The sequence below is a fragment of the uncultured Croceicoccus sp. genome, assembly GCF_947496385.1.
Taxonomy (GTDB): Bacteria; Pseudomonadota; Alphaproteobacteria; order Sphingomonadales; family Sphingomonadaceae; genus Croceicoccus.
Window position 1 is genome coordinate 88,624 of record NZ_CANMCP010000004.1, and the last position, 25,150, is coordinate 113,773.

At 67.1% G+C, this 25,150-nt stretch carries 30 protein-coding genes; 20 read left to right on the top strand and 10 right to left on the bottom strand.

Features of this window, described 5'->3' with window-relative positions; all coding sequences use genetic code 11:
• Positions 1 to 67 precede the first annotated feature (67 nt).
• The 8 genes from Q0897_RS08055 to Q0897_RS08090 form a co-directional block, all read right to left on the bottom strand.
• A complete protein-coding gene (locus Q0897_RS08055; RefSeq protein WP_299308757.1) occupies positions 68 to 793 on the bottom strand; it encodes a sigma-70 family RNA polymerase sigma factor in 726 nt (241 codons plus the stop codon).
• Positions 790 to 2,910 (bottom strand): flagellar biosynthesis protein FlhA, encoded by a 2,121-nt coding sequence (locus Q0897_RS08060; RefSeq protein WP_299309093.1) that lies wholly within the window; start codon positions 2,908 to 2,910, stop codon positions 790 to 792. Before Q0897_RS08060 ends, Q0897_RS08055 begins: the two co-directional genes overlap by 4 nt.
• Positions 2,911 to 2,912: 2 nt before the next feature.
• Positions 2,913 to 3,821, bottom strand: a complete 909-nt coding sequence (locus tag Q0897_RS08065) for a lytic transglycosylase domain-containing protein (RefSeq protein WP_299308759.1) — start codon at positions 3,819 to 3,821, stop codon at positions 2,913 to 2,915.
• A gap of 80 nt (positions 3,822 to 3,901) precedes the next feature.
• The gene (locus tag Q0897_RS08070; protein ID WP_299308760.1) at positions 3,902 to 4,216 is read right to left on the bottom strand and encodes a flagellar protein FlgN; all 315 of its coding nucleotides are present in this window, start codon (positions 4,214 to 4,216) and stop codon (positions 3,902 to 3,904) included.
• An 8-nt stretch (positions 4,217 to 4,224) separates the two neighbouring features.
• Positions 4,225 to 4,524 (bottom strand): flagellar biosynthesis anti-sigma factor FlgM, encoded by a 300-nt coding sequence (locus tag Q0897_RS08075; RefSeq protein WP_299308761.1) that lies wholly within the window; start codon positions 4,522 to 4,524, stop codon positions 4,225 to 4,227.
• Between the two features lie 88 nt (positions 4,525 to 4,612).
• Positions 4,613 to 5,125 carry a flagella basal body P-ring formation protein FlgA gene (locus tag Q0897_RS08080; protein ID WP_299308762.1) on the bottom strand — a complete coding sequence of 171 codons (513 nt, stop codon included), beginning with the start codon at positions 5,123 to 5,125 and terminating at the stop codon, positions 4,613 to 4,615.
• Positions 5,126 to 5,169: 44 nt separating this feature from the next.
• Positions 5,170 to 5,634 (bottom strand): hypothetical protein, encoded by a 465-nt coding sequence (locus Q0897_RS08085; protein ID WP_299308764.1) that lies wholly within the window; start codon positions 5,632 to 5,634, stop codon positions 5,170 to 5,172.
• Positions 5,631 to 6,368, bottom strand: coding sequence for a MotA/TolQ/ExbB proton channel family protein (locus Q0897_RS08090; RefSeq protein WP_299308766.1), 738 nt, complete (start codon positions 6,366 to 6,368; stop codon positions 5,631 to 5,633). Before Q0897_RS08090 ends, Q0897_RS08085 begins: the two co-directional genes overlap by 4 nt.
• Before the next feature lie 265 nt (positions 6,369 to 6,633).
• On the opposite strand from Q0897_RS08090, the gene flgB reads away from it, so the two are divergent.
• The 13 genes from flgB to Q0897_RS08155 are packed head-to-tail and all read left to right on the top strand — an operon-like array spanning position 6,634 to position 16,215.
• Positions 6,634 to 6,981: a flagellar basal body rod protein FlgB gene (gene flgB, locus Q0897_RS08095; protein WP_299308767.1), complete on the top strand. Its 348-nt coding sequence runs from the start codon at positions 6,634 to 6,636 to the stop codon at positions 6,979 to 6,981.
• A complete protein-coding gene (flgC, locus tag Q0897_RS08100; RefSeq protein WP_299309094.1) occupies positions 6,981 to 7,385 on the top strand; it encodes a flagellar basal body rod protein FlgC in 405 nt (134 codons plus the stop codon). Before flgB ends, flgC begins: the two co-directional genes overlap by 1 nt.
• Complete coding sequence (locus Q0897_RS08105; RefSeq protein ID WP_299308768.1) at positions 7,382 to 7,669, top strand: flagellar hook capping FlgD N-terminal domain-containing protein; 288 nt, start codon at positions 7,382 to 7,384, stop codon at positions 7,667 to 7,669. Before flgC ends, Q0897_RS08105 begins: the two co-directional genes overlap by 4 nt.
• 26 nt (positions 7,670 to 7,695) lie before the next feature.
• Entirely contained in the window at positions 7,696 to 8,511 is an 816-nt protein-coding gene (locus tag Q0897_RS08110; RefSeq protein WP_299308769.1) for a flagellar hook basal-body protein, read from the top strand.
• Between the two features lie 5 nt (positions 8,512 to 8,516).
• Complete coding sequence (gene flgF, locus Q0897_RS08115; protein WP_299308770.1) at positions 8,517 to 9,257, top strand: flagellar basal body rod protein FlgF; 741 nt, start codon at positions 8,517 to 8,519, stop codon at positions 9,255 to 9,257.
• A 32-nt stretch (positions 9,258 to 9,289) separates the two neighbouring features.
• Positions 9,290 to 10,078 (top strand): flagellar basal-body rod protein FlgG, encoded by a 789-nt coding sequence (gene flgG / locus Q0897_RS08120; RefSeq protein ID WP_202087154.1) that lies wholly within the window; start codon positions 9,290 to 9,292, stop codon positions 10,076 to 10,078.
• A complete protein-coding gene (locus Q0897_RS08125; protein WP_202087153.1) occupies positions 10,078 to 10,737 on the top strand; it encodes a flagellar basal body L-ring protein FlgH in 660 nt (219 codons plus the stop codon). Before flgG ends, Q0897_RS08125 begins: the two co-directional genes overlap by 1 nt.
• A 20-nt stretch (positions 10,738 to 10,757) precedes the next feature.
• Complete coding sequence (locus tag Q0897_RS08130; RefSeq protein ID WP_299308775.1) at positions 10,758 to 11,861, top strand: flagellar basal body P-ring protein FlgI; 1,104 nt, start codon at positions 10,758 to 10,760, stop codon at positions 11,859 to 11,861.
• A gap of 17 nt (positions 11,862 to 11,878) precedes the next feature.
• Positions 11,879 to 12,214 (top strand): rod-binding protein, encoded by a 336-nt coding sequence (locus tag Q0897_RS08135; protein ID WP_299308777.1) that lies wholly within the window; start codon positions 11,879 to 11,881, stop codon positions 12,212 to 12,214.
• On the top strand, positions 12,214 to 13,554 hold the full coding sequence (gene flgK, locus Q0897_RS08140) for a flagellar hook-associated protein FlgK (protein WP_299308778.1): 1,341 nt from the start codon (positions 12,214 to 12,216) through the stop codon (positions 13,552 to 13,554). Before Q0897_RS08135 ends, flgK begins: the two co-directional genes overlap by 1 nt.
• A 1-nt stretch (position 13,555) precedes the next feature.
• The gene (locus Q0897_RS08145; RefSeq protein WP_299308779.1) at positions 13,556 to 14,479 is read left to right on the top strand and encodes a flagellar biosynthesis protein FlgL; all 924 of its coding nucleotides are present in this window, start codon (positions 13,556 to 13,558) and stop codon (positions 14,477 to 14,479) included.
• A gap of 52 nt (positions 14,480 to 14,531) precedes the next feature.
• Entirely contained in the window at positions 14,532 to 15,395 is an 864-nt protein-coding gene (gene motA, locus Q0897_RS08150) for a flagellar motor stator protein MotA (RefSeq protein ID WP_299308780.1), read from the top strand.
• Position 15,396: 1 nt separating this feature from the next.
• Positions 15,397 to 16,215: a flagellar motor protein MotB gene (locus Q0897_RS08155; RefSeq protein ID WP_299308781.1), complete on the top strand. Its 819-nt coding sequence runs from the start codon at positions 15,397 to 15,399 to the stop codon at positions 16,213 to 16,215.
• Between the two features lie 7 nt (positions 16,216 to 16,222).
• Here the strand turns inward: Q0897_RS08155 and Q0897_RS08160 are convergent, their stop codons facing one another.
• Together Q0897_RS08160 and Q0897_RS08165 are read right to left on the bottom strand one after the other, a co-directional pair.
• Entirely contained in the window at positions 16,223 to 17,128 is a 906-nt protein-coding gene (locus Q0897_RS08160; protein ID WP_299308782.1) for a GIY-YIG nuclease family protein, read from the bottom strand.
• A gap of 155 nt (positions 17,129 to 17,283) precedes the next feature.
• On the bottom strand, positions 17,284 to 18,108 hold the full coding sequence (locus Q0897_RS08165) for a flagellin (RefSeq protein ID WP_299308784.1): 825 nt from the start codon (positions 18,106 to 18,108) through the stop codon (positions 17,284 to 17,286).
• 197 nt (positions 18,109 to 18,305) lie between these two features.
• Between Q0897_RS08165 and Q0897_RS08170 the strand changes: the two genes are divergently transcribed.
• Genes Q0897_RS08170 through Q0897_RS08200 form a run of 7 tightly spaced genes read left to right on the top strand, consistent with a single transcriptional unit; the run spans position 18,306 to position 25,146 of the window.
• On the top strand, positions 18,306 to 19,643 hold the full coding sequence (locus tag Q0897_RS08170; RefSeq protein WP_299308785.1) for a sigma 54-interacting transcriptional regulator: 1,338 nt from the start codon (positions 18,306 to 18,308) through the stop codon (positions 19,641 to 19,643).
• Positions 19,640 to 20,017: a flagellar hook-basal body complex protein FliE gene (fliE, locus tag Q0897_RS08175; RefSeq protein WP_299308786.1), complete on the top strand. Its 378-nt coding sequence runs from the start codon at positions 19,640 to 19,642 to the stop codon at positions 20,015 to 20,017. Before Q0897_RS08170 ends, fliE begins: the two co-directional genes overlap by 4 nt.
• A gap of 3 nt (positions 20,018 to 20,020) precedes the next feature.
• Positions 20,021 to 21,757, top strand: a complete 1,737-nt coding sequence (gene fliF / locus Q0897_RS08180; RefSeq protein ID WP_299308788.1) for a flagellar basal-body MS-ring/collar protein FliF — start codon at positions 20,021 to 20,023, stop codon at positions 21,755 to 21,757.
• Complete coding sequence (gene fliG / locus Q0897_RS08185; protein WP_299308790.1) at positions 21,754 to 22,761, top strand: flagellar motor switch protein FliG; 1,008 nt, start codon at positions 21,754 to 21,756, stop codon at positions 22,759 to 22,761. Before fliF ends, fliG begins: the two co-directional genes overlap by 4 nt.
• Positions 22,754 to 23,359, top strand: a complete 606-nt coding sequence (locus Q0897_RS08190; RefSeq protein WP_299308791.1) for a FliH/SctL family protein — start codon at positions 22,754 to 22,756, stop codon at positions 23,357 to 23,359. Before fliG ends, Q0897_RS08190 begins: the two co-directional genes overlap by 8 nt.
• A gap of 4 nt (positions 23,360 to 23,363) precedes the next feature.
• Positions 23,364 to 24,713 carry a FliI/YscN family ATPase gene (locus tag Q0897_RS08195; protein WP_299308792.1) on the top strand — a complete coding sequence of 450 codons (1,350 nt, stop codon included), beginning with the start codon at positions 23,364 to 23,366 and terminating at the stop codon, positions 24,711 to 24,713.
• Complete coding sequence (locus tag Q0897_RS08200; RefSeq protein WP_202087088.1) at positions 24,700 to 25,146, top strand: hypothetical protein; 447 nt, start codon at positions 24,700 to 24,702, stop codon at positions 25,144 to 25,146. Before Q0897_RS08195 ends, Q0897_RS08200 begins: the two co-directional genes overlap by 14 nt.
• Positions 25,147 to 25,150 lie beyond the last annotated feature (4 nt).

Consider the following 25,150-nt stretch of genomic DNA (forward strand, 5'->3'; position numbering starts at 1 on the left):
GAGCCCTGACCCGATCAGGCTGGAGTTGCCCCGCCCGCCCCCGTGGCCGGCGGGGCTTTTCATGCGCTCAGGCTGCTTCGTCCTGTTCCAGCAAGCCTCGCAGCGATTTGAGGGCGGCGGCCTTGATCTGATGCACGCGGGGGACCGATACCTCCAGCACGGCGGCGATCTCGGTCAGGTTCAACTCCTCGGTGAAATAGAGCTGCAGGACGAGCTGCTGCCGTTCGGGCAACTGGGTGATTGCCACGATCAGCGCGCTGCGGTCCTGCGCGCCCGAAAGGAGGTCGAAGGCATCGGGCGTATCGTCGGCGAACCGCGCATCGCCATCGTCGTAATCCGCATCGAGCGAGGTCAGCCGCACCGGCATCTCGTCCGCCCCGTGCCCGCCCGGCATATGGTCGAGCGCGGCGTTCAACTCGCCCCGCTCCGGTTCGCGACCCAGCTCGCCGGTGAGCTTCTGCCGCATCTCCTCGCGCTGCCGGCGGCGGCGTACCGCCCCGCGCGAATCGGGAAGCGTGCGGCGGATCGCATCGAACATCGCGCCGCGCACCCGGATACGGGCATAGGCAGCAAAGCCATCCTCCGTCGGCCCGTCATGGCGGCGCGCACATTCGGTGAGCGCAACCATCCCGGCCTGCACCAGATCGTCGATTTCGAGACCGGCCCGCCCCGACCCGTTGATGTGCCAGGCGGCGCGATGCACCATGGGAAGGAACCGGCGTATCCGGTCCTCGGCCCCGTCGCGTGCGCCATAGGCGCTGGCGGCGCGGAACTGTCGATGATCCAACTTCATGCTGCAACCTCCTCTTGACGCGCGTTTTGCGGTTCGGCCTGTTCCTCTTCGGCGCCGATGACGGCGATGACCTCGACCGCCTGCGAACTCGGCAATTCGGCCAGCGCCATCACAATACAGTCCGGCGCCCGCGCACGGACCAGCGAGGCGAGCGCGCGGCGGGCCGGCGGCTGCACCACGAGTGCGGGCGTATTGGCGGGGGTGTCGCGCCGCGCGAGATCGGCGCTGATCTGGGCGAGGCGTTCGCCGATCATGCTGGCCAGATCGGGCTCGATGATCGGTTGCCCGGTGGCGGGGTCGCGCATGCCTTGCAAAATCGCGCTTTCCAGCCGCGCATCCAGCGTCACCACCGGCAACACCTCGCCAAAGGGACAGATCTTGCCCACGATCCAGCCGCCCATGTCGATCCGCACCCGGTCGATCAGCGCCTCGAAATCCTGCGTCTGCTGCAAAGCAAGTGCGAGCGACGACAGCACCGGAAGCGGATGCGCCAGCGATATGCCGTCGGCAAGCAGCGCCCGCAGCACGCGGGTCAGTTTCGACAGGGAAAGCGGATCGGGATGGATCGCCTCGACGAGGCCCGGCGAATCCTCCTTCACCGTGTCGAGCAGCGCGCGCACCTCCTCAGGCCCGAGCAGGGCATCGGGGCGCCGCGACAGCAGTTGATCGAGATGGGTGGCGATCACGGTGGACGGATCGACGGTCAGGAACCCTTCGGCGGTGGCATGGTCGCGCTCGCTCTCCTCGATCCAGAGCGCGGGACAGCCAAAGCTCGGATCGAAAGTGGGTTCCCCCTCGATCGCGTGGCCTTGCCGCACGTCGCCGATGTCGATGGCGAGAACGCGGCCGTTGCGGATCGTGGCCCCGCCGATATGCACCCCGCCCAGCAGGACGCGATAAGCATTGGCGTCGATATCGAGCGAATCGCGCACCCGGAATTGCGGCACGATGAAGCCGAAGGTCTGCGACAGCTGGCGCCGTACGCCGGTGATGCGCGCGACCAGCGGCGCCCCCTTTGCTTTGTCGACCAGATGGACGAGGCCATAGCCCATTTCGATCGTGATAAGCGTGCGATCGCTCACATCCTCCATCGTGATGCGGTCGGGCGAAACGGGCGGCGCCTCGGCCACGGGTTCGGGCCTTGCGGCGCGTTTCTTGAGATGCCAGGCCAGATAGCCGGCGATGGCCGCGGCGGGCAGAAACACGCTCTGCGGCATGGCGGGGATCATGCCCAGCGCGCCCATGACGACCGCGACCGGCATCCAGCTGCGCGGGTCGGAAAACTGCCCGCCGATATGGCCGGCAAGGTCGCTCTTGTCCGTGACGCGGGTCACGATCACGGCCGCCGCGATAGATAGCAGCAGTGCGGGCACCTGCGCGACGAGCGCGTCGCCGACGGCAAGGGTGATGTAGCTTTCCGCAGCCTCCGCCGCGCTCAGCCCGTGGCTGATCATGCCGAGGCAGAAGCCGGCGATGATATTGACGGCGAGGATGAGCAGGGCCGCGATCGCATCCCCCTTCACGAACTTGCTCGCGCCGTCCATCGCGCCGTAGAAATCGGCCTCGGTCGCGACTTCGGCACGGCGGGCCTTCGCCTCGTCCGAGGTCATCAGCCCGGCGGCGATGTCGCTGTCGATGGCCATCTGCTTGCCCGGAAGCGCGTCGAGCGTGAAACGCGCGCTGACTTCGGACACGCGGCCCGCGCCCTTCGTGATCACGATCATGTTGATGATGAGCAGGATGACGAAGACGAAAATGCCGACCGCGAAATTGCCGCCGACGAGGAACTGTCCGAAGCTTTCGATGACATCGCCCGCCGCGCCCGCGCCCTCGTGCCCGCTCACCAGAACGACGCGGGTGGACGCGACATTGAGCGCGAGCCGCAGCAAGGTCGCAAACAGCAGCACGGATGGAAATGAGGAGAAATCGAGCGGCTTCATCGCGTTCATCGCCGCCATCAGCACCGCCACCGAAAGCGCGATGTTGAGGACGAAGAACACGTCGAGCATCACCGCCGGAATCGGCAGCACCATCAAGGTGATCAGCGTCAGGATACCGACCGGCAGGGCCATGCTCGCGGCCCGGAATGCAGGCGCCTTCGACGCAGCGGTCTGCATCGTCAAAGCCCCGCCGCCCGCAGGCGCGCATAGGCCCGTCGCACATGGGCGCCGCCCGGCCCGTCATGGCCCTCGATTGCGAAATTGGTGCGCAGCATGTCGGATACGGGCGCGGCATGATGCGCCGGAGCCGCCATCGGTGTCGGCGTTTGCGCGGAGCGGGCGGGATGATCCGCCGCCCATCGCGCCGCCTCCATCCGCCAGGGTTGCCCCGGACCGACGGCAGCGGACGGATCGAACGACGCAAATTGCGGCACGGCGCCGTCGTCGCGCATCGCGTGCTCCATCTTGCCCCGGATCACGCCCATCACTTCACCGAGCGAGCGGGCCCGGCCGCCATCGTAGAAGATCGCCCGATTGGCACCGGCCGCCTGCGGCAGCACGGTGGCGGCGGACTGTTCCGGCGCCGTGTTGAGCGCGGTCAGGAAACGCGACGCCCCGCCCGCCCCCAGGAAATGGGCGAGATACAGCTCCGCCGAATCCGGCTCCCGCCCCAGCACCGGGGTCAGCGCCGCGCGATTGTCATTGGCAAGCGCACCCGCCATCAGCGCATTGGCCTGCGGATCGTAGCGCAGCGCCATGATCGCGGCATGCTGCGCAGGGTCGGTGACGACCGCACGCCCACCGCGCATTTCGATCGCGCGCGCGGCGGCGCCATACCCCAGCGCCTCCCCATGCCGGTCGAGCGTGGCGAGCCAGGTGCTGTCGATGAATTGATAAAGCCCGGTGGCCGAGGATGTCCGCGCGCGGGCGGAGGGATTGAGCCCCGATTCGATGCGGGCCTGCGCCATCATGAAGTGGAAATCGGTGCCGGTGGCCTGCGCCGCGCCCGCAATGGCGGCGCGGGTGCGATCGGCCGGGGCGCCGGGCATGGCGACCGGCGATAGCGCGATTGGGTTCTGACCGCTCATATGCGAAATCCTCGAAGACTGTCTTCGAGGATTGTTTCAGCAAGAGCCGTGCCAGATGCGCGCCTGTCCGCGCGAGATTATCAGCGCGGCCGGTAAAGCCCGCTGGTGCCGCCGATCATTTCGAGCCGCATCGCGACATTCGCCGCCAGAAGGTTGCGGATGCGGCGGTTGACCTCGTTCATCTGGCGCGCCGATTCCGCCAGGCTGCGGCATTCTTCGGGCAGGGTCGCGGGCGTCAGGCGATCCAGCGCACTGCACAGCGATTGCTTCTCTTCCGCCGAACCGACCAGACCGTTGAGGTCGAGATCGGCAAGCGCCTGCCGCTCCTTGTGCAGAACGGCAATCATTTGCCGCAAGGCCGCCTCGGGCCCGTTCGGGCGTGGCGCGGGTTTCACGCGCCTGCTCATTGCGGGATGCTCAACAAAAGGCGCCCTGCGATCATCGCATCGGCGATCTTGGCGGGCTGGATCGGGTACGTTCCGTCGCGAAGCGCGTTGCGAATGATCGAAACCCGGTCGGCATCGAAGGGCGCACCAGTCGTCGGGGTCGCGCTGGTTTCGACGCGAACCGCATCGTTGCGTCCCTGGGGCAGGGACCTTGCCACCTCCGCTTGCGCAGAAACCGATTTCTGGCCCATGTCGCGCGCCGACACCGCACCGGTGCGGGCAGAGGAATTGACGGCGGAAATATCGAAGGGTGACACAAGAGGTCTCCTATGGATCATGCGTTCGTGGTTCAGAACGGCGGCCGGGCGATTTTATTAATCGCGCCACCGCCGATTTTTCATAATTTCAGGACAGGGCCGGAATGACGAGGGTTCCGGCGCGTTCGACGCGGGCCTGCACCTCTTCGCGCGAACCGTCCATGCGCACCGTGATCCATTCGCCGGCGGCGCCATTGGCGGTCGCCTCGCCCCCTTGCGACACGGTAAAGCCGCGTCCGCGCACAATCACGGTCACGCGGTCGCCGCGCTTTACCACCGGGGCGGCGGCGACCTTGGCCGCCGTGGAACGGATCGGATCGACGGCGACGAACACGTGCCACCCGGCATCCGGACAGGCCACGCGCACCGTATCCTGCCAGCGGCCATGCCATTCCAAGGCGAGGGGAACGCCGCAGCGCGCCAGTTTCAAACGCCGGTCGACCGGGCCGCGTGCACCGCGCGGTTCGCCAATGGATGCGCCGGTAAAGCCGGCGACGGCGGCGTCGATCGCCGCGGGGTCAGTGAACGCCTGCGCCAGCGCCGCGCCCGGCGCGGCCAGCGCCAGCATCGCGGCCAGCATGGCGGCGGTGTGAAATGTCATGGGTCTGCCTCTTGAAACGCGTGTCATGCGCGATTCAATGCAAGCTATGTGCCAAGCGGCGTATTGAGCGATGCGGCGAGTTCCTTGCTGCCTGTCATGACGGGTTCCGGCAATGCCGCCCCGCGCCGGTCGAACGCGAACACGGCGACCACCGCGTCCCCGCTTTCGGGTTCCAGCACGATGCGCGTCGCCAGGCCCCGCGTCGCGGCAATGGCGACGAGCGCCGCCGCCCGCGCCAGTGCGGCATCATAGCGGCCCTCCCGCGGTCCGCCCCGTATGGTCAGGGTTTCGCGCGTATCCGCCGACCGGCTGTCGAGCCAGCGGGCAAAGCGTTCATCCTCCCCATTGTCGCGGAAAACGGCGCTCGGCTCGCCCGCGACGGCAGGCTTGGCCAGGGCGACCGCGGCGGGCACGATGTCGCGCGCCGGCACGGCGGATGCCGCGACCAGGAACAGGATCATCGCCAGATCGGCGAGCATCACCTGCCAGCTTTTGCCGATGCCGCTCATGCCGCCTCGCGCTCCACCGGACGCGTCAGTTCTTCGTGCGGGACGGCCTCGGCGAGCTGCTCGCTCAACCAGTGGACCAGCCGGTCGCGATCCTCGTCCTCCCGCTTGCCCCGCCGTTCGATATAGCGGGCGAGCGGCATCAGCACGAGATGCGCCAGCAGCAGGCCGTAAAGCGTGGTCAGCACCGCGCGCGCCACCGCGCCCGCCATGGCGCCCGCGACATATCCCCCCTGCGGCACCTGCGCGAGCGCGACGAGCGTGCCGGCCATGCCGAACACAGGCGCAAGCTCCGCCCCCTGCTGCAACACGCGCAAGGCCCCGTTGCGAAGCACGCGCCGCCTGCGCGCGGAGGCATCGTGCACCGCGCCCAGCGCATCGAGCGAGCGCGTCGTCACCAGCGCGTCGAGCGCCTCCGCCGTTTCGGCATCGTCGCGCGGCAGGTCGCCGGGGCGATAGAGCCCGTCATGGCGAAGATCCTCCACCGCATGCGCGACCTGCGCGCGCGCATCGTCGTAGGAAAACGCCCGCGCGCGCAGCCCCGCCAGCGCCCGTCCCGTCGCGGCAAGATCCGCCCGCCCGGACCGCAGCACGGTCGCCAGCAGCGTGCCGCCGATGACGATGGCCGCGCTGCTCCAGTCGAACAGGGCAAAATCCCCCGGCATCGCGGCGAGCGAGAGCCAGCCGTCCGACGCGGAACCGGGGAGCGATGGATCGGATGGGACGGATGCGGGCATCGAACGGGGTTCTCCTTCTCCCCGGCAAGAACGGCAGGACGCTCGCCGTTTTCAGGGCGCGGCGTTCATTTTCCGGATGCGGCAAACGCTTGCCGCCCCCGCCCCCTGCCCGCCCGGTACCGCCACGAACGCCCCGCAAATCGGGCGGCGGGGCAAAACTGGCACGCACCTTGCTGATACCCCGGCACAGCCAGTCATACGATCCGGCATTCACACGATCAGGGACACGTCCGATGGGCACGAACACACAGAAAGGCATACGCACATGAGCGAAGGTCTTTTCGGCATTCACGGCGCCGCGCTCGAACTGCGCTCGCAGCGTCTTGGCATGCTGACCTCCAACATCGCCAATGCCGCGACGCCGGGGTACAAGGCGAAGGACATCGATTTCGCCACCGCCCTCGCCATGCGCGAAGGGGGGAGCGACACCGGCCGCGCCATTGCCGGCGCCACGCGGTACCGCATTCCGGTGATGCCCTCGCTCGACGGGAACACGGTGGAACTCGCCAACGAGCAGATGGCCTTTGCCGAAAATGCGGTCGCCTATTCGGCCACGCTGTCCTTCGTCGAAGGGCGGGTCAACACCGTCAACCGCGCATTGCGAGGCGAATGATGGCCGATAATCTCAACCTGTTTTCCGTCGTTCAACGCGGCATGTCGGCACAGCTCGTGCGCATGAACGCGGCGGCATCCAACCTTGCCAATGCCGGCGCCGTCGCGGGGAGCGAGCAAGAAGCCTACCGCCCTCTGCGCCCGGTATTCAGCGAAAATCTCGACCGTGCCTCTGGCCTGTCCACCGTGCAGGTCAACGGCGTCTACCGCAGCGACGATGCCCCCATCCGCCGTCACGAACCCGGCCACCCGATGGCCGATGAAAACGGCGACGTGTGGGACAGCTCCGTCGATGAGACCGCCGAGATGGTCGAGATCATGGAAAGCAGCCGACAGTACCAGAACCTGGTCGAGGCGATGCAGACCGCCAAGCAATTGATGATCGATACGATGAGGATGAAATGACCGTAACCAGCCTGAACCAGCTGACCGCCGCCAATAATGTCAGCGCGGCGACCACCTCGCCGGCCGGCGGCGGTTTCGCACAGCTTGGCCATGCCGATTTCCTGCGCCTGCTCATGACACAGCTGCAGCAGCAGGACCCCACCGATCCCGCCGACAACAAGGACATGCTGGCCCAGATGGCCCAGTTTTCCAGCCTGGCCGGCACCAATGAAACGAACGAACGCCTGTCCGACATTTCCGACAAGCTGGATGCGCTGATCGCGGCGCAGACCGCGGCGTCCTGACCCTTTTACCAACCGGAGAATAACCGATGTCCTTCTACACCTCGCTGAGCGGCCTTCGAAACGCGCAGACCGATCTCGGCGTGATCGCGCACAATATCGCCAACGCCGAAACGACCGGCTTCAAGAAAAGCGATACCGAGTTTTCCGACCTCGTCGCAGGCGGCCGGAGCGCGGACCCGCGCCTCACCGTCGGCATCGGCGCGCAGGTCAGCTCGATCAAGCAGAACTTCAAGCTGGGGGCGACCGAACAGACCGGCTCGACCACCGACCTTGCCATCAACGGCGACGGCTTCTTTGCCATTCGCGGCGCCGAAAACAACAAGACCGCCTTTACCCGCAACGGCGCCTTCGCCGTCGACGGGCAGGGCTTCATGCACGACGGTTTCAACAACCGGCTGCAGCTCTACGCGGTCGATGCCAACGGCGACGTCATCGACACGACCACCACCATCGACGCCCAAATCCCGCAGGCGAACGGCGCGGGCGCCGAACTATCGGGCATCTCGATCGGCAAGAACGGCCTTCTCTCCGCATCCTATGTCGATGGTTCCGTCGAACCGGTTGGCCGCGTCGCACTCGTCAGCTTCATCGCGCCGACGGGCCTGCGCCAGCTCGGCAATTCGCAGTGGGAATCGACCGGCCTGTCGGGCGATCCGACCTACGGCATGCCGGGCATCGGACGTTACGGCAATGTGCTGTCGGGCGCTCTGGAACGTTCGAACGTCGACTTGGCCGAGGAAATGGTCGGTCTCATCACCGCGCAGCGTAACTTCCAGGCCAATGCGAAGGCGGTCGATACCGCGACGCAGCTTTCGCAGACGATCCTCAACCTGCGGAGCTAAGACCCATGGACCGCATGATCTACACCGCGCTCACCGGCATGGATTCGGCCATGGTGCGGCAACGCGCCGTGGCCAGCAATCTCGCCAATGCGCAGACGCCGGGCTTTCGCGCCGAAACCTTCGCCGTCCAGACCAAGACGCTGAAGGGCCCGGCGCTCGAAGCGCGCGCGCAGACGCAGGGCACGGTGCGCGGCGCCGACATGACGACGGGCGAGATCGTGCGGACCAGCCAGCCACTCGACGTGGCGGTGTCGGGCGAGGCGCTCATCGCCTTGCAGGCCGCCGACGGGGCGGAGGTCTATTCGCGCCGCGGCGATCTGTCCGTGGGCGTGGGCGGCGTGTTGCAGAATGGCGACCGCCGCCCCGTCATGGGCGAGGCCGGTCCGATCACCGTGCCCCCGGGCCGCATCGTCACGATCAGCGACGACGGCACCGTCCGCGCCGCCGACCCGGCGCAGCCTGAGGAACCCCCCGAGGACATCGGCCGCATCAAGCTCGCCAATCCCGTCGGCAGCCGGATCGAGAAGGATATCGACGGGTTCATGCGGGTCGTGGGTGGCGGCGTGCTGCCGGCCGACCCGACCGCCGAACTGCTGACCGGCGCGCTGGAGCAGAGCAATGTCGATCCCTCGCAAGTGCTCGTCGACATCATCGAGGCGCAGCGCAGCTTCGATCGCCGGTCCAAACTGTTTTCCACCGCGAGCGAGCTGGACCAGTCCACCGCCCGCCTGATGTCGCTGCGCTGATCCGCGCGCACATTTGCCAAGGAGTATAATCCATGCCCGTTTCCGCTCTCCACGTCGCCCGCACCGGGCTTGAGGCGCAGGACGCCCGCATGCGCGTCATCGCCAACAACCTCGCCAATATCGGCACCACCGGGTTCAAGCGCGACCGCGCCGATTTCGCCACGCTCGCCTATCAGGATGCCCGCGTCGCCGGACAGCAATCGGGCGAGAACACCGCCTATGCGGTCGGCATCAATCTCGGCACCGGCGTCGCGATCCAGGGGACCAGCCGGATCAATTCGCAGGGCACGCTCAACGGCACGGGCAACGCACTCGACGTGGCGCTCAACGGCGATGGCTTCTTTGAAATCGAGATGCCCGACGGCACGACCGGCTACACCCGCGCGGGCAATTTCACCCTGTCGGGCGAGGGGCAGCTCGTCACCTCGCACGGCTATCCGGTGCAGCCCGGCATCGACATTCCCGAAGGCGCGCAATCCATCTCCATCGCCGAAGACGGCTCGGTCTCCGCAGTGCTCGCCGACGACGCGGCGCCGGTGCAGCTGGGGCAGATCACCGTCACCAGCTTCGTCAATCCCAACGGATTGCAGGCCATGGGCAACAATTTGCTGCGCGCCACCGCGGCGAGCGGCGACCCGCAGCAGGGCGTCGCCGGACAGGAAGGCCGCGGCGCCATCCGCCAGGGCATGCTGGAATCGAGCAATGTGAACGTCGTCGAGGAGCTGGTCGAGATGATCGAGGCGCAGCGGGCCTACGAAATCAATTCCAAGATGGTCAGCGCCGTCGACGAAATGCTGCGCAACGCGAACCAGACGCTGTGATGCGCACCCTCGCCCCCCTCTCGCTCGGTATCGTGGCGCTCACGCTGTCGGCCTGCGCCACGACGCAGCCGCAGCCCGGTTATCAGGCCGCCCTGCCCGCGCCGCCGCCGGTCTATGCGCCGCGCGACGGGGCGATCTTCCACGTGGCGGACGGCTATGCCGGGCTGCATTCGGGTACGCGGGCGGCGCGGGTCGGCGATCCGGTCACCGTGCTGCTGGTGGAATTCATCGACGCCACGAAGAACGCCGATGCCCGCACGCAGCGCAACGGCAGCGCGTCGATCACTCCGCCCGCATCCGGCCCGCTCGATTTCCTCAATCCGGAGGCTCTTAAGGCCGCGGCCCAATCGTCGTTCAATGGCCGGGGCGATGCGGCGCAGGGTTCCGCGCTGAGCGGCGCGATCGCCGTCACCATCGCGGAGGTGCGGCCCAATGGCACCGCGCTGATCAAGGGAGAACGACAGATGTTGCTGAGCCAGGGGACCGAATGGGTGCAGTTTTCCGGCATCATCCGGCTCGTCGACATAGATTACAACAATCAGATCCCGTCGACCGCCGTGGCCGATGCACGGATCATCTACGCCGGCGACGGCGCGGTGCAGCAGGCGAGCCGGCCCGGCTGGCTTAGCCGTTTCTTCGGCCTCATCAGCCCGTTTTGACCCTTGAGAAAGTGCCCGTGATGTTTCGCAAATTCCTTCTCGCCATGATGGCCGCCTGCCTGGGGATGGTCGCCACCACTCCCGCGCATGCGGAACGCGTGCGCGATCTCGGCGAGTTTCAGGGCGTGCGTCCCAACCAGCTCACCGGATATGGCGTGGTGGTGGGCCTCCCCGGCACCGGCGACAACAATCTGGAATATGTGACGCAGGCGATGCGCGGCGTGTCGGGCCGGCTCGGTATGCCGTTGCCGCCGGGCGTCGAGCCTGGCCTCAAAAACGCGGCTGCCGTCATCATCACCGCCGAACTGCCCGCCTTTGCCAAGCCGGGGCAGCGGATTGATGTCACCGTCTCCACCATCGGGCAGGCGAAATCGTTGCGCGGCGGGGCGCTCATCCTCACCCCGCTGATCGGGTCGGACGGGCAGATCTACGCCATGGCGCAGGGCAATCTCGCCGTCGGCGGGCTCGACGCGACCGGCCGCGACGGGTCCAGCCTGACCATCAACGTGCCGACCGTGGGGCGCATCGCCGCCGGCGCCACGGTGGAGCGCGGCGTCGCCACCGGTTTCGATTCCGAAGGTTCGTTGCGCTTCAATCTCCACGACGCCGATTTCCTGACCGCGCGGCGGCTGCGCGATGCGATCAATTCGCGCTTTCCCGGCTGCGCCAGCATCGTCGATGGCGTCACCCTGTCGCTCGTCCTGCCGCATGGCGCCGACATTCGCTCCGCGATGATGGCCGAAATCGAAACGATCGAGGTTAACCCGGCGCAAACCGCCGCCAAGGTCATCGTCAACAGCCGTTCGGGCACCGTCGTCATCAACCAGGCCGTCCGCCTGTCACCTGCCGCAATAAGTCATGGCCGCCTCGTCGTGCGGGTGGAGGAAGACCCCATGGTGGTGCAGCCCGCCCCGTTCAGCGATGGCCGCACCGCGCTCGAACCCTCCAGCAACGTCAGCGCCGATGAATACGGCGGCAAGGTAAACCTGATGCCCGGTGGTGCCGATCTCGCCGAAATCGTCGATGCGCTCAACATGCTGGGCGTGGGTGCGTCCGACCTCGTCGTCATCCTCGAGGCGCTCAAACAGGCCGGCGCGCTCAAGGCCGAAATGGTGGTGCTGTGATTCCGCCGATTGTCCCCATGGCCGCCCCACCCGCCCCCGCCCTGCGCATCACCGGCGCGGCGGAGGGCACCACGCCGCCGCGTGCCACGGGGGCCACGCCGGAGCAGGCCAGCGCCGAACGCGCGGAGATCAAGCGCGCGGCGCAGGCCTTCGAGGCGATCATGCTGCGCCAGCTCTTCGCGTCTGCCCGTGCCACCGATTTTGGCGGCGAGGACGTCATGGGCGGACAGGGCATGGAACAATTCACCGCGATGCGTGACGAACATCTCGCCGACATCGCCTCCCAAACCGGCGCGTTCGGCCTCGCCGCGTCGATCGAAACGCAACTGGCCGCAATGAAGGGAATGCGCTGATGTCCTCGAACATGATGGTGATCGGCAAGAGCGGGGCCGCGGCGGCGCGTGCCGCGCTCGAACTCACCGCGCAGAATATCGCCAATACCGAAAACGCGACCTACGCGCGTCGCTCGATCCAACTGTCCGAGGTGACCGCCACCGGCGGCATCGGCCTCAATTCCAGTAGCGCGCTTTCGGGCGTGCGGCCCGAACGGGTCAATCGCGTCAGCTCCGCCTTTTTGTTGAGCGAGGCACGGCGCACCGAATCGGATGTGACCCGCGCCGATTCCGAACTCGTCGGCATGCGCGAGCAGGAGACCGCGATCGAACAGGCCGGCATTTTCGAGGCCGGCGTGGAATTCGAATCCGCGCTGTCGCAGCTCGTGTCCGATCCGCTCGATGCATCGCTGCGCACGCAGGTCATCGAAGAGGCCGAAACGCTGATGCAGACCTTCGCCATCGCGGTCGAAGGTCTCGATGCCTCGACCCGCGGCCTGCATATTCGCGCGACGGAGGATGTGGGCACGCTCAATGTCATTTCGCAGGAGCTGGCGCGCAACAATATCGGCCTTTCGCGCAGCGAGGTCGGCACGAGCAACCACGCCGCCCTTCTCGACAAGCGCGATGCGCTGCTTTCGCAAATGTCGACGATCGCGGGCATCCGGACGGAATTCGATTCGCTCGGCCGCGTTTCGGTGCGGCTCGCCGGCGGGACGGAGCCGTTGCTGGTGCTCGGCGCGCAATCCGAGGATCTGGAGATCGCCATCGCCGCCGACGGCACGCTGGAATTCGCGACCACCGGCGGTCCGGCGACGGTCGCTGCCGGGCGGCTTGCGGGATCGGCCCGGGCGCTCGACCGCATGGTCGACGTGCGCGCATCGCTCGACGACATCGCTGTGACGCTCATCACCGCCGCCAACGATGCGCAGGCGAACGGCGTCACCCAATCGGGCGCTGCGGCGCCGCCGATGTTTACAGGGTCAGGCGCGCGCGACATCAGGCTCGCCATCACCGACGGGGCCGATTTCGCCACCGCGCCCACGGGCAGCGGCCCCAACAGCCGCGACACCAGCAATCTCGATTCGCTGCGGGCCGCGCTGGCCGCCCCGGACGGCCCTTCGGCCAAGCTCGATGCCTTGCTGCTGCAGATGTCGAGCGCCATCGACGGGCGCAGCATCACGCGCGATGCGCTGCGCACGCTGGCCGATACGGCAAGCGTCGCGCTGTCCACCGAAACCGGCGTCGACCTCGACACCGAGGCCGCCAATCTGGTGCGTTACCAACAGGCTTACCAGGCCTCGGGCCGCGTGATCCAGGTGGCCGCCGAAATCTTCGATACCATGCTGGGGATCCGCTGACATGACCTATGGCGCCAATATCACGAGCGGTACCTCCGCCTTCTTCAACCGCTCCCGGATCGAGATGGGCACGCTGCGCAAGGAAGCCGAACGCATGCAGGCGCAGCTTGCCACCGGCGAGCGGATCGAACGGTCGAGCGACGATCCCGTCGCCGCGTCCCGCCTGCGCAGCCTGATGCGTGCGGACCGGCTGGCCGAAATCGACGCATCGAACGCCGCCCGTGCGGCCAACGACCTGAGCTATGCCGATACCGCGTTGCAGAATATCGCCGGCGATCTCATCCGCGCGCGCGAACTGGCCGTCTGGGCGGCGAGCGATTCCATGTCGGAGGAGCAGCGGCGGCTCATTTCCGGCGAGCTGCTGCAATTGCACGAGGGCATGGTGGCCAATGCCAATGCCCGCACCTCCACCGGCCATGCCGCGTTCGGCGGGGCGGCGTCGGGACAAGCCTACGAAATCGATGCGACGGGGGCGGCGGTCTATGTCGGCACCAACGATCCGGGTGTCGTCGAACTGGGCGAAGGGCAGCGCGTCACGCGCGGGGTCACCGGGCCGCAATTTGCCGAATTCACGATCGGCGGCACCACCTCCGACATCTTCGCCGTCGTGCGCAACCTTGCCGAGGCCATGCTGGCCGGCGCGGGATCGGCCGTGGCCCGCGATTCGCTGGCGGCGATGGATGCCGGGCTGGAATCGATTACCCGTGCGCAGACCGCGGTCGGCACGCGCGTCGCCTGGATCGAAACGGTGCAGGACCGACAGGTCGCCTCGTCCGTCGCGCGCGCCGAGGAAGGCGACCGCACCGGCGGTGTCGACGTGGCCTCCGCCATCACGCAATTGCAACAGCTCATGCTCGTGCTGGAGGGAAGCCAAGCGGGTTTCGCGCGGCTGAGCCAGCTGACGCTGTTCGACGCCATTCGCTGATCTTGCTGCGTTTTCGAACCAAGTTCTTCAATCTTTTCAAGGGGGAAATTCCATGCTGCCGGCAATAGGCATCGTCATTCTGATCGTCATGGTATTCGGGGGTTTCGCCCTTACCGGCGGTGCTCTGGGGCCGGTCATGCACGCCGTTCCGCACGAAATGCTCATCATCGGCGGGGCCGCGGTTGGCGCTCTCGTCGCGGGCAATTCGGTGCATGAGCTAAAGGCCATCGGCGCCGGTTTTGCGAAAGTGTTCAAGGGGCCGCGCTATACCAAGCAGGACCATATCGACGCCATCGCACTGACCGGCCGGTTCATGCGCAAGTTCAAGCTCGAAGGTCCGGTCGCATTGGAAGCCCATGCCGAGTTTCCGATGGAATCGGCCATTTTTGCCGAATATCCCCGCCTTCTCAATGACAAGGCGCTGCGCGAGCTCATCTGCGATACGCTGATGCTCAACATCGTGTCGTCGGGCACGCTCGAGGTGCACGCCGTCGAGGAGGTGATGGACAATGCGATCAAGAGCCATTTCCACCACATGGACGAACCGGCCCACGCGCTTCAGAACCTCGCCGATGCGCTCCCCGCTCTGGGCATCGTGGCCGCGGTTCTGGGCGTGGTGAAGACGATGGGTTCCATCGACGAGCCGCCCTCGGTGCTCGGCGGGATGATCGGGTCGGCGCTGGTCGGCACGTTCCTCGGCGTGCTGCTGGCCTATGGCATCGTCGGTCCGCTTTCCGGCAAGCTGACCAAGATCAATCAGCAGGATCAGCAGATCTTCCACTCGATCAAGCAGGTGATGATCGCCAGCCTGCACGGATGGCCGCATGCGCTGGCCGTGGAATCGGCGCGGTCGGGCCTGCCCGATGCGCTGCGTCCGCCGCTGACCGACCTGCTCGACACGCTGAAGGCTGCGTAAGATGGCCACGGCTCCCGCTCTGCAACCCGCCCCGGTCGAGGAACCGGTCCGCCCCATCATCGTGAAGAAGGTCGTCGTGCAGGCGGCCGGACATCACGGCGGCGCGTGGAAAGTCGCCTATGCCGATTTCGTGACGGCAATGATGGCGTTTTTCCTGCTGCTGTGGCTCTTGGGCGCGACGACGGAAAAGCAGAAGCAGGGGCTGGCCGATTATTTCACGCCCACGCTGGTCAACCTCAAGGAGAACGCGGCGGGATCGAACGGCCTGCTCAAGGGCGATTCGCTCAACGCCGCCGAAGATCTGCGCGACGCGAAATCGCAGACCAGCCTGCAATCGCCGCCGCGCGATGCCGACGCCCCGACGGCCAACGTACTGCGCGAACGCATCGAACAACGCTTGCGGCAAAGCGCGCAGCTGCGCGATCTTGCGCGGCAGGTGCGCGTCATGGAAACGCCCGAGGGCATTCGCATCGATCTCGTCGACGATGCCGATTTCTCGATGTTCGCGCTGGGCACCACCGTGTTGACCGACCGCGCCCGTGCGCTGGTCGACGTCATCGCGAAGGCGGTTTCGCAGGATAGCGCCCCGATCATCGTGCGCGGCCATACCGATGCGCTGAAATGGAAACCCGGCCTTGTCGCCAACAACTGGTCGCTGTCGACCGGCCGGGCCGAGGCCACGCGTCAGGAATTGATGCGCAATGGCGTCGCACAGACCCGGTTCCGCCGGATCGAGGGCGTCGCCGACATGGAGCCGCTCATCGCGGACAATCCCGCCGATCCGCGCAATCGCCGCATCTCGGTCCTGCTCCTGCGCTAAGGCCCGTTCAATCGGCGCCGAGCTGCGCCTCTTGCCACGCTTTCAACGTCTGGCCGGTACCGGATAGCTTCCATTCGGTCCGGCCATTCGCGTTGCGGTTGAGGATGATGGTCGCCGCCTCGCTCGGGCTGCGGAACACGGTGTCCTGGGTCACGTGCAATGGACCGCCCGGCCTGTCCTCCCGCAATATGCCCCGCTCGATCAGCGTTGCGCGCGTCTCGGCATGTTGCTTCGAGGTATGCCCGTCATACGCGCTCGCGGTCGATCCGCGCAGCACAACGAACCCCCCGTCGTTTTCCTCGGCATGGGCCTCGACCTCGTGCCGGGGCCCTTTCAATTGGAGCGATAGCGAGCGGTTAGCCGCTGCGCGATCGGGCGCCTGGCTCTCCACCACTCTCGATTTCGGGCGCAGCGCATCGATCCTGACGACGGGCAGCACCGTCTCGATCTGTTCGAGGAAATATTCCATGTCGGCCCTGTCGCTGTCGGGCAGGGGATTGGGGGCGCCGCCGTTCCGGTTCTCCACCTCGGCGCGCCCGGCTGCATGCGCACGCTCGATCAGCCGCGCTTCGAGATAGCGAGCATGCGCCTTGGTAAGATTGGCATCCTTGGACGTGACGATACACGCCTGTTGCCAGAAATCCTTGCCCGCCTCCGAATCATGAGCACGCAAGCGCCGGGAGACATTGTCCCCCTCACCGATATAGATGCGGCTGCGCGCCGGTTGATCGGGATCGGGCCCGACGAGGACATAGATCCCCGTCCGCTCGGCCTCATCACGGCGCAGCGCATCGGCGATCCGCATTCGGGGAAAGTGCAGGAGATGGCCGGTCCAGTTATGGATCTCGTCGGTTTTAAGACCCGTTGCGGTCCCGTCGATCAGGAACAGCTGGATGGTTCGGCCATGGGCCACGGCTATCTCCCCCTGCATCGCCATGCTGTGGCAGGGCGGGCGCGTCCTATCAAGCCGGCATGGCGCAAACGCCAAAACCCGACGAGTTCCTGGAGGGGAGAACTCGCCGGGCGCCCGTTCCGCCCGGTGAGGGGCGCACGGTGGGAGGCCGAAAATTAACGCAGCAGCGACATCACGTTCTGCGTGCTCTGGTTGGCCTGTGCCAGCATCGCGGTCGACGCCTGGCTCAGGATCTGTGCCTTGGCGAGAGCGGTCGTTTCAGCCGAATAATCGGTGTCCATGATCCGCGAACGCGCGTCGGTCAGGTTGGTGGCGTTGTTGGACAGGCTGTTCACGGCCGATTCCAGACGGTTCTGCGAGGCACCCATGCCGGCACGCGCCGTGGCGATCGCGGTGATGTCCGTGTCGAGCAGTGCGAGCGTCGCGCTGGCATTCGCCTGCGTATCGACGGCGTAGGAGCCTGCCGTGCCGGCGCCGCCGGTCAGCGTGGTCAGGTTGGCATTGGTGATGTCGACGGTGTCGGCGGCATTCGCGCCGGCCTGGATCGTGACGGTCGCCACGGTGCCGTCGAACAGCTTCGTGCCGTTGAATTCGGCATTGGCCACCACGTCGCCGAGCTGCGCGGTGAGCTGGTCGACTTCGGCCGTCATGTTCAGGCGGTCGTTGTCGGTGTAGGTGCCCGAGGCGCTCTGCACGGCCAGTTCACGCATACGCTGCATCATGTTCGTGACTTCGTCGAGCGAACCTTCCGCCGTCTGCGCAAGGGCGATGCCGTCGTTGGCGTTGCGGATGCCCTGGTTCATGCCGCGAACCTGCGAGGTCATGCCGGTGGCGATGGCGAGACCGGCGGCGTCGTCCTTGGCGGAGTTGATGCGTTTGCCGGTGGAGAGGCGTTCCATTGCCTGGCCGGTCATCTTGTCGGCCATGGTCGAAGCGTTGGTGGCGCGAAGGGCGCTGATGTTGGAATTGATAACGGCCATGATGTGTTCCCTTTTGTTTCGGTTGACCAGCGATGGCGGATTGCCGCGCTGTCCCCCCAAAGACCGGCAGGCAGCGGCAAAGCTTAAGGGGGTCGATCGGCCACGTGGGTACGTAGTTCTACGTTGTCTTAAATTTCCGGCGCCTTTTACGCCGCCGAGTCAAACAGGGGCATCAACAGGGTAAACGGGATTCGCAAATGCTCACCGCACGGACGGGTAAAAACGCCGAAAAAAATCACAATCCGCTGGTTCGCCGGGTCGCGACTGTGGTGGAATCGATGCCGGGAACGGGAACCGTGACGCTTTGCGAGGCGGGTGAGGACCTGCCGGCACGCCGCCGCGACGATATCGTGGTGGTTTTCGAACGCGCTGCGGGCAATACCGCTCCCGCGATTCTGCGGCAGGGTGCCAATCGCCACCTCGTGCGGCATGCGGACGCACAGACCGAGACATCGCTCGCCGCGGGCATTGCCTGCGCCCGCGCATCGGGCGGGCCGGTGTGTGCCGATCCCGGCTCGCTCGCCCTGCTCGTGCTCGCGGAGAAACTGGCGAAGTCCGATATCCCGGTCCTCATCGCCGGGCCGACCGGCACGGGCAAGGAAGTGCTGTCGCGCTTCATCCACGAACATAGCGACCGCGCGGGCAAGCCATTCGTCGCGATCAATTGCGCCGCCATGCCCGAAACCATGTTGGAGGCGCTGCTTTTCGGTCACCGCAAGGGCGCGTTCACCGGCGCCGCCGCCAATGGCGCCGAAGGATTGTTCCAGGCCGCCGATGGCGGCACGCTGCTGCTCGACGAAATCGCCGAAATGCCGCTCCCGCTTCAGGCGAAATTGTTGCGCGCCCTTCAAGAAGGCGAGATTCTTCCGCTCGGCGCGACCATCCCGGTCAAGGTCGACGTGCGCATCGTCGCCTGCGCCAATCGCGACCTCCCGCGCGAAGTGGCCGAGGGTCGCTTCCGCGAGGATCTGTTCTATCGCCTCAACGTCTTTCCGCTCAATATTCCGGCGCTGCGCGAACGGGTTGCGGACATCGCGCCGCTCGCCTTCGCGCTGATGCTGCGCCACGCGCATGGCGACGACCTGCCGTGGATCAGCGATGCCGCCATCGCAAAGCTGCAGGCGCACAGCTGGCCCGGCAATATTCGCGAGCTGGAAAACGTGATGCGCCGGGCGCTGCTGATCGGCAATGGCGCGATCATCGGCGAGGAGGACATCTGCTTCGACATGGCTGCGCGCCCGCTCGCGGCGCCGGTCGCTACGGACACGGCTTCCATTTCGGCGCAGGACATCCCGGTGCAGGAGGCCACCATGCCGGAGCCAGCTGCGAGCTCCGCCGTGGCGCCCCGCCTCGCCAATATCGTGCAGCAGTCGCAGGCCCGCGCCATTGCGCAGGCGCTGCAATGCAATGACGGCCATCGCGGCCAGACCGCACGACAGCTCGGCATCTCCGAACGCACGCTGCGCTATCGTCTCGCCGACATGCGGGCCGCGGGTCTCGACCTGTCCCGCATGGCGATGGGGGCGGGCCGATGAGCGGCCCTGTCACCGGCATCGGCGCCGGTCCGGGCGCAGCCGGCGGATTGCAGCAGATCATCGCCCTGCGCCAACAGATCATCGACCGGTCGGAAGCGCTGCAATCCATTCGCGCGCCCGCGACGCCGGACGCGGCGCGCACCGGCCCGCGCGGCACCGGCTTTGCCGATACGCTCAGGACCGCGGTCGAAGGCGTGAACCAGACGCAGCAGCGCGCCGGCGCGATCACCGCCGCCTACGAACGGGGCGAGGTCACCGACGTCGCGCAGGTCATGCTCGCCCGTCAGGAAGCCGGCATCGCGTTCGAGGCCACGCTCCAGGTCAGGAACAAGCTCTTGTCCGCCTATCAGGACATCATGCGGATGGGAGTATAACCGATGGCCGCCCTTCCCGTGCCCGCCAACGGCCCGCCCCCCGGCGACACGCCCCGCAACGGCGACGCCTCCGGTTTCGCCCTGCTGCGCCCGCTTTCGCAGGCAGGGGCCAGCCCGCGCGACCGCATCGCCGCCTTTCTCGCGCAGCCCGCCGTGCGCCGCAGCCTGCCGATGGTGGCGGGGCTGGGGCTCCTGGTGGTTGCGGTGCTGCTCTGGATGGCGATGTCGTCGGGGCCGCAGCGCGTATTATATAGCAGCCTCGGCGATGGCGAGCGGGCCAGCGTGGTCGAAACGCTGGAAAGCGCGGGCATCGATTATACCATCGACAACGACACCGGCGCGCTTTCGGTGTCGGAGGACGATCTCTATCGCGCGCGCATGCTGGTGGCGAGCGACGGCGCGCTGGCCGTGCCCGAAACCGGGGCGCAGATGCTGGACGCGATCCCCATCGGGTCGAGCCGCACGCTCGAAGGTGAGCGGCTGCGCAACGTGCGCGAGCGCGAATTGATGCTGACCATTGCGGAAATCGACGGGGTGGAGGCCGTGCGCGTCCATCTCGCGCAGCCGGAGCGCAGTGTGTTCGTGCGCGACAATCTCGCCCCCGGCGCCTCCGTCATGGTGCGCATGGCGCGCGGGCGTTCGCTTTCGGACGATCAGGTCCGCGCCATCGTCAATCTCGTCGCCGGCTCCGTGCCGGGCATGTCGCCCGATGCGGTCCGCGTCGCGGATCAACACGGCCGCCTCCTCTCCGACGTCACGTCGCAGGGCGGCAGCGCGCTCGAAGTTCAGAGCCAGTACGAGGACAAGCTGCGCGCGCAGATCGCCCAATTGCTCGTCCCCATGCTCGGCGAAGGCAATTTCACGAGCGAGGTGCAGGTCGAGCTAGACATGGCCGAGGTCACCTCCGCCCGTGAAAGCTACGACAAGGACGGCGCCATCCGCACCGAGACCGAAAGCCAGATGGAAAGCACGGGCACGGGCCCGATGGCCGGCGTACCGGGCGTGTTGTCCAATACGCCGCCCCCGCCCACGGGCATCGAGGATGGCGCCCCCGAAGGCACCGCCCCCGGCGCCCCCACGCAGACCACCGGCGAAAGCAGCGCCCGGCGCACCTATGAACTGGGCCGCGAGGTCGCGGTGTCGAGCAATGGCCCCGGCGGGGTGAAGCGCCTGTCCGTCGCCGTCGCGATCAGCCAGGATGCGCTCGCCGCCATCGCACCCGCTACCGGCGCGAATATCGAACGGCTGGTCGCCTCCGCCGTCGGTGCACAGACGGATCGCGGCGATGAGGTCACCGTCGTTACCGGCGGGTTCGAAGCCGCCGCGATGGAGGAGGCGCCGTTCTGGGAGACCGCCTGGTTTGCCACCGTGCTGCGCAATGTCGTAGCGCTGATCGCGGTGATCCTGGCGCTGGTGTTCGGCGTGCGGCCCATCGTGAAGGCGTTGAAGGAGCGGAACCCGGTCGCCGACCCGCAACCGGCCGGCGACACGACCGAGGAACGCGACCCCGATGCCATCATCGACATTGAAAGCGAAATGCCCGCAGGGTTGAAGGGCAAGCAGGGCGAACGGCTGCGCGAGCATGTCGCGCTCGCCCGTCAGCTTGCCACCGAACAGCCCGACCGCGCCGTCACCGCGCTGCGCCGCATGCTGGCGGTGCCGTCCGAAACTATTGCCGATGATGACGACGCCGATACATCCGCGCGCGGCAAGGCCGAACCCGAAAAGGAAGCCGCATGACCGCCGTGCAACCCGGATCCCTGAGCGAGGCCGACCGGGCCGCGATGATCGTGATGCTGCTCGACGACGACAGCGCCGCGAACCTCCTGGCACAGCTCGAACCCGAAGAGCTGGAACGGCTGGGCAGTCATATGGTGAAGCTCGGCGAGATCGAGAGCGATGGCCTGGAAAGCGCCATCGAATCCTTCGTCACCCACGCCGATGCGCAAGGGTTCAGCGTCGGCGACCGGCAAAGCCATCTGTCGCGCGTCATGACGCGCGCCGTCGGCGAGGTGAAGGCGCACGGCATGATGAGCCGCATCGCTCCCACCGCGCCGAGCCGCACGATCGAGATCGCCCGCTGGCTCACGCCGGAGGTGCTCGTGCCCCTGCTCGAAGACGAACATCCGCAGGCGATTGCCGTGCTGCTGCTCATGCTCGATCCCGAACCGGCGGCGCATCTCCTCGCCGCCCTGCCCAAACGGCACCAGTCCGGCGTGGTCGAACGCGTCGCCCGCATCGGTCCGGTATCCTCGCATGCGGTCGCCATGCTCGACGAATTGCTGAACCGGCGGCTTGCCGAACGCTTCGGCAATCGCACGCTCGCGATTGGCGGCGTGCGCGAGGCGGCCGAATTGATGAACCGCGCCGCCGGGGTGGAGAAACACGTGATGCCAGCGATTGCGGAGCGCGACCGCAAGCTCGCCTCCGAGATCGAGGCGGAAATGTTCCGTTTCGATCAGCTCACCGCGCTCGAGCCGATGGCGATGGGCCGCCTGCTGCGCGAGATCGAGAACGAAGTGCTCATCGACGCGCTCAAGGGGTTGGACGAAGACGCGCGCGAACCGTTCTATGCCGCGATGTCGGCGCGCGCCGCCGACGGCGTGAAGGACGAGATCAAGACGCGCGGCCGCCTGCGCCGCGCCGATGTCGAGAAGGCGCAGGAATCCATTGTCGAGATCGCCCGACGCCTGTCGGAAAGCGGCGAAATCATGTTCGGCGCGGATGGTGGCGATTATGTTTAAGGAAAACGCCCTCAACATTTCCGACGCCGCCTGGATCGATCATACGCGGGCCACCGGCATGTTCGCGCCCGACAGCCGTTTTACCGACACGCCCCCCGAACCGCAGAACGAAAACGACGATACGGAGCAGGAACCCGCCGGCCCCGATCCGATCGAGCGCGCCTATGGCGACGGGCTGCAGAAAGGCCGGGACGAGGCCGAGGCCGAATTCGCCGAGCGCGAGGCCATCCGCACGCGCCTTGCCGGCGCGCTCACCCGGCTCGACGCCGACGAGCGTGGCCGCTTTGCCGAACGGCTGCGCGAAACGGTGACTCTGTTGTGCGAGGCCGTGCTGGGCGAGGCGGCGGGCGATCCCGGCTTGCTGAAGACACGGTGCGACCGCGCGATTGCCGCGCTCGCGGACGGTGAACCGCCCGTGCTGCGCATGCATCCCGCCGATATCGAAATGCTGGACGAGGAATATCGCCTCAGCCGCAGCATTATCGTCGACCCGGCGATGAAGCGCGGCGACCTGCGCGCGGAACAGGGCGGCGGCGGCGTGGTATGCGGGCCGTCCGACTGGATGGTGGCGGTCCGTGCCGCCGTCTATGGAACCTGATCCGATGCGCGCGGCGACGCTCGATGGCGATGTGCTGTGCTGGGACGAGGTGCTGGGCGACATCGCGCCGCGCCCGGTGCCGCCCAAACGGTTTGGCACGGTGGTATCGTGCGACGGGCCGCTCGTCGAAATGGCCGGATTGCCGGTGCCGGTCGGGACCATGTGCCGGATTGCGACGCCGGGCGGCGGGGAAACCTTTGCCGAAACGGTCGGATTTCGCGACGGGCGCGGCCTGCTGATGCTGCTCGGCGATTCGCTGTGCCTGGAACCGGGCGCGCTTGTCCGGGCGGAGGGGCAGCCGGGCTCGGTCCCTGTGGGCGAGGCGTTTCTTGGCCGCGCGGTCGACGGGACCGGCGCGCCGATCGACGGCGGACCGCCGGTGCGATCGCTCGAACGCTGGCCGCTGGCGGGAAGACGGGAAAGCGCGCTCGCGCGGAGCAGCGTCGCCGAAACCTTCGATTGCGGGGTTCGCGCGATCAATGCGCTGACCACGCTGGGCATTGGACAGCGCATGGGCATCGTCGCCGGGTCCGGCGTCGGCAAATCCGTGCTCATCGACATGATCGCGCGCCATGCGGACACCGACATCGCGGTCGTCGCCCTGATTGGCGAGCGCGCGCGCGAGGTGTCCGATTTCGTGAGCCGACACATGACGGGTGCCGCCGCCGCGCGCACCGTCGTCGTCGCCGTGCCCGCCGACCATGCCGCGAACCTGCGGCTGCGCGGTGCGGAAATGGCCATGTCCATCGCCGAATATTTTCGCGAAACGGGACGGCGCGTCACGCTCATCATGGACAGCCTGACCCGCGTCGCCCATGCGGGCCGCGAAATCGGCCTGCTGCTCGGCGAACCGGGCGCGGCGCGGGGCTATCCGCCGTCCGCATTGTCGCGCATCACGCGCATTGTCGAACGCGCGGGCAATTCGCGCATGTCGGGCGGGGCGATCACCGGGCTTTTCACCGTGCTGGCCGATGGCGACAATCACGACGATCCCGTCGTCGATACCGCCCGCGCGATCCTCGACGGGCATATCGTGCTTTCCCGCGATCTGGCGCAGCGGGGCCAATATCCCGCCATCGACGTGCCCGCCTCGCTCAGCCGGGTGATGCACGACATCGTCCCCCATGAACAGATCGTCGCCGCGCGGCAGGTCCGCTCCTGGATCGCGGATTACGAGGCGAACCGCGAACTCGTTCTCATGGGTGCTTACCGCGAAGGGGCCGATGCCGCGGTCGATCGCGCCATGGCGATGAACCCGGCGATCCGCGCCTTCGTTTCGCAGGCCGCCGAAGAAGACTGCACGATGGGCGACAGCCTGTCGGCCATGCTCGCGCTGGTCGATGAAGCAGGCTGAGGCGCGGGCAGGACGGCTGCGGCTTCTGGCCCGGTTGCGCGGGGCACAGCGGCTCACCGCGCTGCGCGACGCGGCGGAGGCGGAGGCCGGCTTTGCCCGCCATCACGGCCTGTCCCGGCGCACCGAATCGCTGTGCGCGGAATATTCGGCGCGGCGCGATTGCAGCGACGGCGACGAATTGCGCCGGATGCGCGGCTTTGCGAGCGAGATCGCCGCGCTTTCCGTCCGCGCCGCCACCGATGCGCAACGCGCCGCCGCGCAGGCGGAGCAGAAAGGTGCCGCCCTCGCCCAGGCGACCCGCCGGCGCGACATGGCCGACGACAGCGCAAAGGCCGCCATGCGCGACGTGCTTCGACAGCGGCAGGAAAACGGGACCGATCTGGCACGATCCTTGAAAGGTGCGGAGAAGAAGCGCCGCAAGCGGGATGGTTGAACGC

Excerpts from the sequence above, each read along its gene's own strand:
- Q0897_RS08055 (WP_299308757.1), bottom strand. The coding sequence starts at position 793 with ATGAAGTTGGATCATCGACAGTTCCGCGCCGCCAGCGCCTATGGCGCA.
- Q0897_RS08060 (WP_299309093.1), bottom strand. The coding sequence starts at position 2,910 with ATGCAGACCGCTGCGTCGAAGGCGCCTGCATTCCGGGCCGCGAGCATG.
- Q0897_RS08065 (WP_299308759.1), bottom strand. The coding sequence starts at position 3,821 with ATGAGCGGTCAGAACCCAATCGCGCTATCGCCGGTCGCCATGCCCGGC.
- Q0897_RS08080 (WP_299308762.1), bottom strand. The coding sequence starts at position 5,125 with ATGACATTTCACACCGCCGCCATGCTGGCCGCGATGCTGGCGCTGGCC.
- Q0897_RS08085 (WP_299308764.1), bottom strand. The coding sequence starts at position 5,634 with ATGAGCGGCATCGGCAAAAGCTGGCAGGTGATGCTCGCCGATCTGGCG.
- Q0897_RS08090 (WP_299308766.1), bottom strand. The coding sequence starts at position 6,368 with ATGCCCGCATCCGTCCCATCCGATCCATCGCTCCCCGGTTCCGCGTCG.
- flgB (WP_299308767.1), top strand. The coding sequence starts at position 6,634 with ATGAGCGAAGGTCTTTTCGGCATTCACGGCGCCGCGCTCGAACTGCGC.
- flgC (WP_299309094.1), top strand. The coding sequence starts at position 6,981 with ATGGCCGATAATCTCAACCTGTTTTCCGTCGTTCAACGCGGCATGTCG.
- Q0897_RS08105 (WP_299308768.1), top strand. The coding sequence starts at position 7,382 with ATGACCGTAACCAGCCTGAACCAGCTGACCGCCGCCAATAATGTCAGC.
- Q0897_RS08110 (WP_299308769.1), top strand. The coding sequence starts at position 7,696 with ATGTCCTTCTACACCTCGCTGAGCGGCCTTCGAAACGCGCAGACCGAT.
- flgF (WP_299308770.1), top strand. The coding sequence starts at position 8,517 with ATGGACCGCATGATCTACACCGCGCTCACCGGCATGGATTCGGCCATG.
- flgG (WP_202087154.1), top strand. The coding sequence starts at position 9,290 with ATGCCCGTTTCCGCTCTCCACGTCGCCCGCACCGGGCTTGAGGCGCAG.
- Q0897_RS08125 (WP_202087153.1), top strand. The coding sequence starts at position 10,078 with ATGCGCACCCTCGCCCCCCTCTCGCTCGGTATCGTGGCGCTCACGCTG.
- Q0897_RS08130 (WP_299308775.1), top strand. The coding sequence starts at position 10,758 with ATGTTTCGCAAATTCCTTCTCGCCATGATGGCCGCCTGCCTGGGGATG.
- Q0897_RS08135 (WP_299308777.1), top strand. The coding sequence starts at position 11,879 with ATGGCCGCCCCACCCGCCCCCGCCCTGCGCATCACCGGCGCGGCGGAG.
- flgK (WP_299308778.1), top strand. The coding sequence starts at position 12,214 with ATGTCCTCGAACATGATGGTGATCGGCAAGAGCGGGGCCGCGGCGGCG.
- Q0897_RS08145 (WP_299308779.1), top strand. The coding sequence starts at position 13,556 with ATGACCTATGGCGCCAATATCACGAGCGGTACCTCCGCCTTCTTCAAC.
- motA (WP_299308780.1), top strand. The coding sequence starts at position 14,532 with ATGCTGCCGGCAATAGGCATCGTCATTCTGATCGTCATGGTATTCGGG.
- Q0897_RS08155 (WP_299308781.1), top strand. The coding sequence starts at position 15,397 with ATGGCCACGGCTCCCGCTCTGCAACCCGCCCCGGTCGAGGAACCGGTC.
- Q0897_RS08165 (WP_299308784.1), bottom strand. The coding sequence starts at position 18,108 with ATGGCCGTTATCAATTCCAACATCAGCGCCCTTCGCGCCACCAACGCT.
- Q0897_RS08170 (WP_299308785.1), top strand. The coding sequence starts at position 18,306 with ATGCTCACCGCACGGACGGGTAAAAACGCCGAAAAAAATCACAATCCG.
- fliE (WP_299308786.1), top strand. The coding sequence starts at position 19,640 with ATGAGCGGCCCTGTCACCGGCATCGGCGCCGGTCCGGGCGCAGCCGGC.
- fliF (WP_299308788.1), top strand. The coding sequence starts at position 20,021 with ATGGCCGCCCTTCCCGTGCCCGCCAACGGCCCGCCCCCCGGCGACACG.
- fliG (WP_299308790.1), top strand. The coding sequence starts at position 21,754 with ATGACCGCCGTGCAACCCGGATCCCTGAGCGAGGCCGACCGGGCCGCG.
- Q0897_RS08190 (WP_299308791.1), top strand. The coding sequence starts at position 22,754 with ATGTTTAAGGAAAACGCCCTCAACATTTCCGACGCCGCCTGGATCGAT.
- Q0897_RS08195 (WP_299308792.1), top strand. The coding sequence starts at position 23,364 with ATGCGCGCGGCGACGCTCGATGGCGATGTGCTGTGCTGGGACGAGGTG.
- Q0897_RS08200 (WP_202087088.1), top strand. The coding sequence starts at position 24,700 with ATGAAGCAGGCTGAGGCGCGGGCAGGACGGCTGCGGCTTCTGGCCCGG.